At 50.8% G+C, this 11,430-nt stretch carries 7 protein-coding genes; 2 read left to right on the top strand and 5 right to left on the bottom strand.

Annotated features, from left to right (window positions below):
• From ACQY8X_RS19675 to ACQY8X_RS19660, 4 genes are all read right to left on the bottom strand, one after another.
• On the bottom strand, positions 1-201 hold a 201-nt coding region (locus tag ACQY8X_RS19675), incomplete at its 3' end, for a hypothetical protein (protein WP_428036837.1).
• Positions 202-619: 418 nt separating this feature from the next.
• Positions 620-1,861, bottom strand: coding sequence for an ABC transporter substrate-binding protein (locus ACQY8X_RS19670; protein WP_428036836.1), 1,242 nt, complete (start codon positions 1,859-1,861; stop codon positions 620-622).
• The gene (locus ACQY8X_RS19665) at positions 1,858-3,213 is read right to left on the bottom strand and encodes a sigma-54-dependent transcriptional regulator (RefSeq protein ID WP_428036835.1); all 1,356 of its coding nucleotides are present in this window, start codon (positions 3,211-3,213) and stop codon (positions 1,858-1,860) included. The genes ACQY8X_RS19670 and ACQY8X_RS19665 overlap by 4 nt, the downstream gene beginning before the upstream one ends.
• 2 nt (positions 3,214-3,215) lie before the next feature.
• Positions 3,216-4,976 carry an ATP-binding protein gene (locus tag ACQY8X_RS19660; protein ID WP_428036834.1) on the bottom strand — a complete coding sequence of 587 codons (1,761 nt, stop codon included), beginning with the start codon at positions 4,974-4,976 and terminating at the stop codon, positions 3,216-3,218.
• A 281-nt stretch (positions 4,977-5,257) separates the two neighbouring features.
• Between ACQY8X_RS19660 and sbcD the strand changes: the two genes are divergently transcribed.
• Together sbcD and ACQY8X_RS19650 are read left to right on the top strand one after the other, a co-directional pair.
• The gene (gene sbcD / locus ACQY8X_RS19655) at positions 5,258-6,523 is read left to right on the top strand and encodes an exonuclease subunit SbcD (RefSeq protein ID WP_428036833.1); all 1,266 of its coding nucleotides are present in this window, start codon (positions 5,258-5,260) and stop codon (positions 6,521-6,523) included.
• Positions 6,520-10,194 carry an AAA family ATPase gene (locus tag ACQY8X_RS19650; RefSeq protein ID WP_428036832.1) on the top strand — a complete coding sequence of 1,225 codons (3,675 nt, stop codon included), beginning with the start codon at positions 6,520-6,522 and terminating at the stop codon, positions 10,192-10,194. Before sbcD ends, ACQY8X_RS19650 begins: the two co-directional genes overlap by 4 nt.
• A 426-nt stretch (positions 10,195-10,620) precedes the next feature.
• On the opposite strand, the gene ACQY8X_RS19645 is transcribed toward ACQY8X_RS19650, so the two are convergent.
• Positions 10,621-11,430, bottom strand: an 810-nt coding sequence (locus ACQY8X_RS19645) for a tetratricopeptide repeat protein (RefSeq protein ID WP_428036831.1), incomplete at its 5' end; no start/stop codon positions are given.

Raw genomic sequence — 11,430 nt, 5'->3', positions numbered from 1 at the left:
TGGAAGTGTTCCGGCATTCAGCGTTTCCACTATCAGTTTCGCGGCGTTCTGGGCGGGTACGCCGAAGGGGCCGGCCGCGCCTCCAGACAGGAAAGTCACGAGTCCCAGTTTGTAGTCCTCGGCTGCCATAGCCGGCTGGGTGATGGCCGACGCAAGAACCACCGCTGTCAGCGTGGTTTTTTTAGCAAAAGATTTAAACATTATTGTTCACCTTATCTGATTTTAATTTTTATTCGCAGGGTGTTCCTGACATGTTGTGGCATGCTCTCAGCGGTCGGTTAGGTGCTGAGAGATCACAACATATATGGCATATTGCAACCGGTGTGCCAGATGGATTTTGTTTTGTAAGCTATTGATATAAAACGTTTATTTTTATTTTGGTTTACTTTCTTAAAAATTGCTGAGCGCAAGCAGATCAGAGTTGAGCGCCCCTGGTGATCGCTGAGCGCTCCTGGTTGGTGTTGATTGATGAAGAGCCTTAATGATGAAGAAGCAGAAGAGGGTGCAGAGAAAATCAGACGTTAAAAAAGGCAGTGCAAATGGTTGCCTGCCTTTGTTCAGTGTTTGTTATTAAGCTTTGCTACAGGTGTGTTTTATTGCAAAACATCAGATGACAACGTTATTCAGAGTCTGGTTGCGTCATCATGGCAGGCTTATAGATGTGCCAGTTGCCCAGTGCCATCCGTGCAGGAGGAAAGCGTTGATCAGGGACTGTTTCGCCAATGGCGATCACTTGCTGTAACTGATGACTAACAGGGTCCATGAAGGAGGAAAAGCCCTGGGGGTCTTCGGGTAGTTTTAGTTTAAGGGTCGCTAACTCATCTCTGATCTGTTTATCGCTGGCTTCCGGACCGGCTGCCTGCAGCGCTTTAGAGATGGCTAAAATACCGGAATAGGCACCTTCCGCCGCGTAGGAAGGGTATCGCCCGTTTAATTCAAAAAAACGTTCTACAAACCAACGGTTATGGTCTGTCTCGGGCCAGTTATTGTGATGCCGTGAGGAGAGAATCAGTCCTGGCGGCATATCCTGACCAAGAACGGAAAGCACTTCGTAGCTTCCCCCTGTCTCAAAGTTAGCAAATCTGGCATGCTGGAACAGTTCTGTCTGATTTGCCTGCTGAATAAAGGCGACCAGATCTCCCCCCCAGAGCGTGTTGACGACTAGATCGACCTCTTTATTCAGTAACGCTCTCAAAAATGTCGAGTAGTCGGGTTCGTATAGCTTTGGCCATAAGGCAGTACTGACCTCGTAATGTACTTTTTCATTCTTCAGGCCTTGTCGCAGATCTTCCCAGGCTTGATAACCGTATTCATAATCCGGACCTATATAGGCCAGACGCAGCGGTTTCTTGTGGCTGCCCTGACCAAATTTTTCCCGGATATAGCTGGCCGCCGCCAGCATCGACTGCTTCGTGTTGTTGGTCATGCGAAAATAGTAAGGGTGGGGAGAGCCATCGGTCAGTCGTGATGAAGCGTGGTCAGTGCCAATAAAAAACACTTTCTCTTCCTCTGTAATCTTGACCACCTGGAGTGCGATAACCGAGTTGACGACACCGCATATAAAGCGGGCATTATCGTTGCGGATAAAGTCGCGTACCTGTCTGGCAGACTTAGAGACTTTAGAGCTGCTGTCCGCAATTAAGACTCGGATATCAGGGGGTGACTCCTGTGCTAAGTGTTCCAGCGCGAGCTGAATGCCTGCGACGCTATCACGGCCATAGAGACCGCTTCTGCCGCTCATAGGAAAGAGGCAACCCACCGTCGCCTGGGCGTTTTCTTCAGACGCCCCCAGGGCTATTTCTGTGGCACTGCCGGGTATACTGATAACCAGTAGTGCGGAAAAAAAGAGGGAACGGATCATTCTGGATCCTCTAACTTTAAGCGCTGTATTCTGCGTTTTAGCGCATGACGGGAGATCCCCAGTTTCTCTGCGGCGATCCCTTTGCGCCAGCCTGCGTCTTTCAGGGCGGTGATAATCAGCGTCCGTTCGTGGTCTTCAACCGCTTCACGATAGTCACTTTCCGTGTGATGAGAGGCCATGTCTAATGTCTGATACTCAGGCGGGATCATGTCCACTTCGATCATTTCTCCCGGGTGTAAAATGGTGAGCCTCTCAATCAGGTTTTTTAATTCTCTGATATTGCCGGGCCAGTCATATTCAGACAGCAGCGTCTGCACTCTGTCGCTGAATTTAATCGGTTCGCAGCCCTCCTGTTTGGCGTATTTCTCACTGAAGTACGCGGTCAGTAGAAGTACATCCTGATCGCGTTCACACAGTGCAGGTATCTCCACGGGCAGAACATTCAGGCGGAAGAACAGATCTGACCGGAAGCGTCCCGCATCGACTTCATCTTTTAATGTTCGGTTGGTCGCGGCAACGACAAATACATCTGCCTGACGCTCACGTCCGGCACCAACCGGGCGGTAATTACGATTTTCGAGAAAACTCAATAACTTTGCCTGCAGGGTGATAGGAATTTCACCAATCTCATCGAGAAATAAAGTGCCGCCATCAGCCAGATCAATAAGCCCGGAACGTTTCTGGTTGGCACCGGTATAAGCTCCCCGTTCTGCGCCAAAAAGCTCAGCTTCAATTAACTGTTCCGGGAGTGTTGCGCAATTGACTTCAATAAAAGGTGCGTCAGTAAAGCGGATATCATGGAGTGCACGGGCTACCAGGGCCTTACCTGTGCCAGAAGGACCGGTAACCAGAACGGTTTTTCCTGAACTGTTACCCACCCGTTTGAGAGCGTCACGCAGCATATCCATCTCTTTGCTATTGCCGACTAATGGACCCGTACCGGTGTTTTTATCGCGAAGATATTTAATCTCACGGAGGGTACGAACATGTTCAGTACAACGTCGGATCAGGAGTACCAGCTCATCAAGATCAAAGGGTTTGGTGATGTAATCCAGTGCGCCCATTTTTACCGCTTTAACGGCTGAACGGGTATCACCGTGTGCCGATATCATGATAACGGGCAGGTCGGGGTATTGGGCTTTGATCTTGACCAACACTTCGAGGCCTGGAATATCAGGAAGTCCAAGATCAAGTAAGACAACGTCAGGTACCAGATCTTTTACCTGTGTCAGTCCCTCCTGGCCTGTGTAAGCACCTGTGACGTCCATCCCTTCATCCCGGAGTGAAAAGCCGATACTTCTAACCAGATTGCGTTCATCATCGATCACCAGTACGGATATAGAGTTATTCATGTTTATGACTCCAAAGGCTGGGCGGCGGGGAAAAGTAAGATGACGCTTGTGCCAGCACCTTCAGTGCTGTCAATGATCATCGTTCCTCCATTGCTATTTACCAGAGAGCTACATGTCGCGAGGCCTAAACCTGTACCTGCTGATTTTGTGGTGAAGAAAGGCTCCATTATTTTGTTCTTCACCTCTTCGGCCATTCCCTGCCCATCATCAGTGACGGATAACTCCACCTGGTTTTCATGGCCTGCGGCTTTAAGCCGGATATGGCTGCCCCGGACTGACATCGCCTGCAGGGAGTTGATCACCAGATTCATTAAGATCTGCCTGACATGACCTTCATCGGCCCAGAGGCTTAATGGCTGCTCACACTCAACACTTAACTGTACGTTTTGATTGCGTGCGGATGCGCCGACAAGGGTTGAGACGCTGGCGAGTAAGGCCTTAGCGTCGATTCTCTCAGCATGTGGGTCCCGGGGTCTGGCATAGTTAAGCAGGTGTTCTATAACATTGTTAACCCTGTCTATCTCCTCCTCAATCACACTCATCATCTCTTTGTTTTCAGGATTAGATTCCCTGCGAGAAAGAGCAACCACCGTGGTCCGTATGGTGGTCAGAGGGTTGCGAATGTCGTGGGCCAGCCCTGCGGCTAACTGCCCTAAAGTTGCCTGACGCTCTATCTTGAGGGTGGCACGAATGAAGGTTTTGAGTTGCAGTCTCATCTGCTCTATTGCATGGGTTAAGCGGTTGGTTTCAATGCCAGGAATAACGGTTACCGGGGTATCAAGATCCCCCTGAGCGACTTTCTCAACGCTTTGTATTAATGACTCAACCTGCCGGGTGAGCCGTTTAGAAATGCTCATATAGAGCCACAAGACAGCCGCTATCGTGCAGCTCATCATGAGAATCAGCCAGTAACGCATACGTTCCAGCGATGTTAGTAACAGGTTAGGTGACTGAATAATGTTAAGCGACCATCCGGGCAGAAGGGTTTGATATTGAGTTGGAGGCGTCGTCAGGGTGACGGGCTGGCCTACGACATCATAAATATTCTGCTCACCCGCCTGTATAAAGACCCGGAAGGTACTGCTTTGATCCAGACGCCGCAGAATTTCTGTGATGGAGTTAAAGCGCACAATCAGCCCTATCCGCCCCAGAGGATTGTTAATGTGCTGATCATCGCTGTCTGAGGAAAACGGTTTTTGCCGCAGAACAATGCTGGCTGGCTTCGCAACAGAGGGGGGTGTGGGGCCAATTAATTCCGCTCCCTCGAATTCCACCAGGTGTGTCGATGAAACCGATGGAATCGTCTGGTTTTGTGGGAAGGTCCAGGCAACCTGACCGGCCTTATCATAAAAAACAATCCCGTAAACACTGCTGGCATCGACCTGAAGTCGTAACAGACTTTCAAGCTCAGGAGACATTATTTTGTATCCATCCGGGGTGAACAGATCCGGATTATCAAACTGATCTGCCAGAGCATCCAGCTCAAACTTTCTTTCCCGCAGAAAAACGCGAAACTCATTGCTGGTAGCGGCGATGCGGGTTGCCAATTGCTCTTCAGTCAGGCGTGCAACTAACTGTGAAAAATAGGAATCATAAAGGCTGGCAAATCCCAATAAAGGAATGAGTGCCACGATCAGCGATAACCATAGGTATTTGGTTGTCAGACGCTTACTGGATGACGTGTTCGGCTGTAGAGGTTCAGAGCTTAAAAAAGCCTCTTCCTGAGGTCCAAGTTGTCGAACCGATGCTTGTTCGGGATTCAATCCGGGTTACCTCTTAGTCTTTTATTATTTTTTTTAGTAACAAGAAACCTATCAGCAATAAATAAGCCATATCGCTATTCCATTAAACAGTGGCTTCTGGGCTGAGTTAATGAATACGATGATCGCTTTCCGATCATAAAGGTTTTTCCCATGATCGGTAACCGCTCTCCAGCGAATAAGCATTTAAATAACAGGTTATTCAATTCTGGTAAAAACGGATCAGATCACCCTGAGCATTGTGGTAATCTACCCCTCTTTGTTGATGGTTACGGACGCTCTGTATGAAACTCCTGCACACCTCTGACTGGCATCTGGGTCAGAGTTTTTTTACCAAAAGCCGCAAAGCGGAACATCAGGCTTTTCTCAGTTGGTTGCTGGAGCAGATTAAGGCGCATGAGATCGATGCGGTGATTGTTGTCGGGGATATCTTCGATACCGGCACACCGCCGAGTTATGCGCGGGAGATGTACAACCGCTTTATTGTGGCGATCAGTCAATTGAACTGCACGTTAGTGGTGTTAGGCGGCAATCATGATTCCGTCGCCACCCTGAATGAATCGAAACAGCTGGTGGCCTGCCTGAATACCCATGTGGTGGCTAATGTGACAGCCACGGACGATAGCGGCGATGATACCTCGTTCGACAAGCAGATTATTGAGCTAAAAAACAGTGCCGGCACAACCGGTGCGATTCTTTGTGCCATTCCCTTTATCCGCCCCCGTGATGTGATTCAGAGTCGGGCCGGGGAGTCCGGTCTGGAAAAACGCCAGGCCCTGGGGGAAGCGATTAAACAGCACTATCATCGGTTGTACCGGGCCGCGCAGGCGTTCCGGGAGGAGAAGCAACTGGATCTGCCGATTATCGCCACCGGTCATCTGACCGCGTTGGGCGTCAGTCAGTCGGACTCGGTGCGGGATATCTATATCGGCACCCTGGATGGCTTTGCCGCCGACGGTTTTCCTCCGGCGGACTATATCGCCCTGGGACATATCCACAGACCGCAGATCGTCGCTAAATCCGAGCATATCCGTTATAGCGGCTCGCCTATCCCGCTGAGTTTTGATGAACTGAAAACCTCCAAACAGGTGGTAATGGTCTCGTTTAACGGCGCTGAAACGGCAGCGATCACCCCGCTTGAGGTGCCGCTGTTTCAGAGCATGGCGGTGATTAAAGGGGATCTGAGCAGTATTCAGACGCAGCTGGAAACATTCGCCATGGCCCCTCAGCCGGTATGGCTCTGCATAGAGGTTGAGACTCAGGACTATCTGTCAGATCTGCCGCAGCGGATTCAGGCGATGACCGAAGAGCTTCCCGTCGAGGTGTTGCAGCTGCGCCGTTCACGCAATACCGCGCGGCAAACACTCAATCAGATCGCACGTGAAACCCTGGCGGAGTTAACCCCCGAGGATGTGTTTGCCAAACGGCTGGAACTGGAGAACTTCGACAGTGACGCCGAGCAGGCACGCTTAGGACGAATCAAACAGCAGTTTCGTCAGATTGTCTCTGAGGTTGAAAATCCCGAGCAGAACCGGGAGCTGAACCTATGAAGATTCTCAGTCTGCAGTTCAAAAACCTGAACTCCCTGAAAGGGGAGTGGAAGATTGACTTCACCCGGTCGCCCTTTGTCGATAACGGCCTGTTTGCCATTACCGGGCCGACCGGCGCGGGCAAAACCACCCTGCTGGATGCGATCTGTCTGGCGCTCTACCACCAGACTCCCCGGTTAGGCCAGATCACCACCTCCACCAATGAGATTATGACCCGGGGCACCGCCGAGTGCTCGGCTGAAGTACAGTTTGAGGTCAAGGGTAAGGCCTACCGTGCCCACTGGAGTATGCGCCGCTCGCGGGGCAAGGCCGATGGCAACCTGCAACAGGCGGATGTCGAACTGGCCGAGGTGGCGACCGGCACCGTGCTGGCGACTCAGATAAAGCAGAAAAGCGACACCATTGAACAGATCACCGGTCTGGATTTTTCCCGTTTTACCAAATCGATGCTGCTCTCCCAGGGGGAGTTCGCCGCCTTTCTCAATGCCAGAGAAGCGGAGCGGGCCGAATTGTTAGAGGAACTGACCGGCACCGAGATCTATGGGCAGATCTCTGAGCGGGTGCATCTGCATTTTGCTGAGGCGAAGCAGACGCTGGCAGAGCTGAACTCTCAGGCGAAAGGGGTGCAGCTGCTGACGGAGGAGCAGACGCAGTTACTGCAGCAGGAGTTAACCCGGCTGCAGCAGCAACAGAGTGAACTGAAAGTCACGCTGGCAGCCAGCAGTGCCCATCTGCACTGGTGGCAGCAGTATGAGCGGGCATTGCAGGATCAAACAACCAGTACTGAGCGTCTGCAGACTGTCAGCGAGCAATACAAACAGGCGCAACCCGATCTGCTGCGTTTACAGCAGAGTGAACCGGCACAGCAGTTGCGAACCCCATATATGCTGCTGCAGGATGCCCGCCAACAGCGGGATAGCAGCCTACAGGCAACCACTGAAAAACAGCAATCTGAGCAGACGCTGAAAACCCGGATGGAGACTGCTGTTGCATCCTACGAGCAGCAAAGTGTTGTGCTGAACACCGCGAAACAGCAGCACGAACAGCAGGAGCAACTGATCAACGAGCAGGTGGTGCCGCTGGATCAGAAGATCAGCGCCGAACAGACTCAGCTCAGCGAGAAAGAGAACAGTCTTAAAGAGACTGTATCGAAGCGGGATGCGAGCAAACAACAGCTAAACTCGCTTAACGAGCAGATCAGCACCCAGACTCAGGAACTTGAAACGGTTGAGCAGTATCTGCAACAACACAACGCCGACGGGTCACTGAAACAGTATCTGGGTCAGTGGCAGGTGCAGGCGGAACAGATTTTAGCGCAAGAGGATGTTGTCACTCAGCTGATCGAAAAACAGACCGGCGTACAGCAACAGCTGACTGAACTGCAGAATACCCATGCCGCAGACGAGAAGCAGTATCAGACTGCGCAGGCGGATACGGCTAAGCTGGAACAACTGTGGCAGCAGGCCAACAACGCTTCGGTTACCGCCAGCGGGCAGGGCGATATTGATACCTTAGAGCAGCAACGGGAACGGCTCAATACCGACTATACCCTGTTACTCGAGCTGCAACAGCTCAGCCTCCGTTGGCAGCAGCTGGAAAAAGAGCAACAGGAAAAACAGGTAAGCGAAAAGAGTGAACAGGCTGGTCAAACAAAGTTAATACAGACCCGTGAACAGCTTCTGGCGCAATATACAAAACAGAAGCAACTGGTAAGCGCGTTGAGCAAACTGGTCACTCAGGATGAACAGCTGGCCCAGTTCCGCGCAGACTTGAAATCGGGTGATGCCTGTCCGTTATGTGGTGCACTGGAACATCCAAAACTTGATGGTCAACTAATTGATCTGTCTCAGGCCGTTAAAGACAGGGATGACGCGATACAAGAGCTGACGGCGATAACAGATCATGGGCAGGAGACCGCCGCGGCACTGGCCTCCGTTGAGCGTCATCTGCAGGAGTTAGCCCAGCGGTTAAATGCGATCCAGACAGAACAGTCTGTTCTGGCACAGCAGTGGCAGCAAACCGCCACCCCTCTGTCGCTTGATTTTCCGATTACCGATAGTGAGAGTCTGCAACAGTACCAGGCGGCTGAACAGGTCAAACGGCAACAGCTTGCAGATGCGATCCAGCAGCTGAAAAACCTTAACAAACAGCGCGATGATGCCCGCCAGCAGTGGGATAACGCCCAGCGCGCTGCGGAAAAACTGAGCAATAAACTGCAGTTGAGTCAACAGGCGATAGCGAATCTGTCTAAGAGCCTGCTTGATATTCAACAGGATAAAAACACAGGATCAGAGCAACTCACCGCTCAGCGTGAGTCCTTTATCGCACAGTTAACCGAACAGGGCTACCAGCCACCAGAAGCGCAAGCCCTGCAGCAGTGGCTGGAGGCTAAGCGTCTGGATGCAAAACAGTGGGATGAGTTTAGCACCCGGAAAGAGCAGCTCAGCAACCAGTTGAATCGCCTCAGCATTGAGCAGACACACGGCCAGCAGCAGCTGAACGATCTTGAAAAACAGCTGACAGAGTTGCAGCAGCAACGGGATCAACTGAGCCAGTCGTTACAACAACTGCAAACCCAGCGCCGTGATCTGTTTGGCGACAGGGTGGTGAGCGAGGCGCGCAGAGAGCGTCAGCTTCAGCTGCAGTCAGCCGAGAACAGTTACAAAGCCGCGCAGGAAACCCGTCACCTGTTATCCAGTGCACATAACGCCCTGCTGGCCGAGCTGAACAGCCAGCAGCAAGCACTTAACGGGTTACAAGCCCGACTGGAACAGCTTCAGGCCAAGTGGTTAACCGCCTTGTCCGCAAGTCCGTTTAGCACTGAAGCCGACTTCCAGCAGGCGCTGCTGTCTGAGCCGGAACGCAAAGCTCTGCTAGAAAAGAAACAGCAGCTGGATAAAGAGCTGGAGCGTGCCACTGCGTTATTGGATCACGCCGCGCAAGCGCTGCAAGTGATACAGGAAGACCCGCAGGCCGCTGAATACCAGAAAACCCCGAAAGCGGATATTGAGGTGCAGATCAGTGAACTCAATCACACGCTTGAACAGTTGGCGAAACGGGATGGTGAGATCGGTAATGAGTTAGCCTCAGACCAGACCCGGCGCAAAGATCAGCAGGCGCTGTTCGACAAGATCACCACCTACATCGAACACTACGACGATATTCAATACCTGCACTCACTGATCGGCTCGCAGAAAGGGGACAAGTTCCGTAAATTCGCTCAGGGCCTGACCCTGGATAATCTGGTGCATCTGGCCAACCAGCAACTGGAGCGGCTACATGGCCGCTACCTGCTGAAACGTAAACAGGATGCCGGCTTAGAGCTCAGCGTACTGGACACCTGGCAGGGGGATATCGAACGGGATACCAAAACCCTCTCCGGTGGCGAAAGCTTTCTGGTGAGTCTGGCCCTGGCGCTGGCACTCTCCGATCTGGTCAGCCACAAAACCAGCATCGACTCCCTGTTCCTCGATGAAGGCTTCGGCACCCTGGACAGCGAAACCCTGGATATCGCCCTCGATGCCCTGGACAACCTCAACGCCTCCGGCAAGATGATCGGCGTTATCAGTCATATCGAAGCGATGAAAGAGCGCATTCCCGCACAGCTCCGAGTGATTAAAAAGAGTGGGTTGGGGATCAGTGAGCTGGGGAGTGAGTATCGGGTGGGGTAGGGGTTTACCACACACCCAAGGGGCAAACTAAGTTCACAGAGAGCACTGAGGGCATGAGGTCCCTGTGGGAGCGACGCCCCGTCGCGATGAAACTATCAGCAGGCAAAATACACGATCAATCGCTGCGAGGGAGCACCTCCCACCGTCTTCTTCGAGGTGAAATCAATGTTCGATCGCTGCGCTAGTCCGATCATTTCATTTGTCCGAACGCCGCCTTCGGCTGCTTGTCCGCTTTGGCCAGGTTTTCTGTGGGAGCGAAGCGGGGATGTCCTCTGATACGCTACCCTGATGATGATTCACCACAGAGGACACAGAGAACACAGAGGAGTTAAAAGCGGTAAAGGGCTTTGACACCTTTAGTTTTATTTCACTGTTGGTGTCGTTGTATAGAAAATAAGTATGTCCTTTTACCTTGAGGCCTATAGCCTACGTAGGCTTTATACTGGCGGCAAAAGGTCCACTGAATGAAAAAGCAATATTAAAGTTAATGCGGTCATTTTCTTTCATCGCACCCCAAAGACCTTCTTCAACTTGCTTTTCGGGAATGAAGAGCTCATAACCAGTGCCATCTATAATTACAAAACCAAAACCTTCTCTTTTTCTAACAATCCTTCCGCTATGTGAGCGTGGAGAATGCATCCCTCCATCATAGTCTCTTATTTTGTGACGCTCCTTAAATGAAAATCGTCCTCCTCTGATATGATTGAATATGTCCATAGCTTCTTGGTGTTGCTTGTCGTTATTAGAAAAATAGGAAAATCTTGCGAACCAGAACTGTGCTTGATAATGTCTATCATTTGGGGTGAATGCGCGTCTGTAATAATAGGTTATTTCCTCTTGTTCTGCATCCGTGTAATTTCTCAGAAATTCAGCAAAGTGAAAATTTAAATTATGGTCTGTTCTTCTTCTTTCTATAGCTTTAGTTAATATTTCCCTTGCTTTATCAAGCTTTTTAGCTTCGATGTAAATAGATGACAGCCTAATTGCTAGGTAAGGCTCTCTGTCATTTTCTTCAAAAGAGCGCTCGAGAGCTTTTAATGCATTTGAATGATCGTTAATTAGCTGAGAGAATGCTACCTCTAGTTTGTAAACATGACCGTTAGATGGAAATTTTTGTTTATTTTCTGTTAACTCCTTTTGTACTTTCCTGATACTATCACTTAGAACTGTTGGAGAAGTTTCTGTATCAAGTAATAATTGCTTTAGATTTAATATCGATAACTCAATGAATGTGGC

Source organism: Amphritea sp., from assembly GCF_050300915.1.
In the GTDB taxonomy this organism is placed as follows: domain Bacteria; phylum Pseudomonadota; class Gammaproteobacteria; order Pseudomonadales; family Balneatricaceae; genus Amphritea.
This window is presented reverse-complemented; position numbering and strand designations above follow the sequence as displayed.

Excerpts from the sequence above, each read along its gene's own strand:
- ACQY8X_RS19670 (WP_428036836.1), bottom strand. The coding sequence starts at position 1,861 with ATGATCCGTTCCCTCTTTTTTTCCGCACTACTGGTTATCAGTATACCC.
- ACQY8X_RS19665 (WP_428036835.1), bottom strand. The coding sequence starts at position 3,213 with ATGAATAACTCTATATCCGTACTGGTGATCGATGATGAACGCAATCTG.
- sbcD (WP_428036833.1), top strand. The coding sequence starts at position 5,258 with ATGAAACTCCTGCACACCTCTGACTGGCATCTGGGTCAGAGTTTTTTT.
- ACQY8X_RS19650 (WP_428036832.1), top strand. The coding sequence starts at position 6,520 with ATGAAGATTCTCAGTCTGCAGTTCAAAAACCTGAACTCCCTGAAAGGG.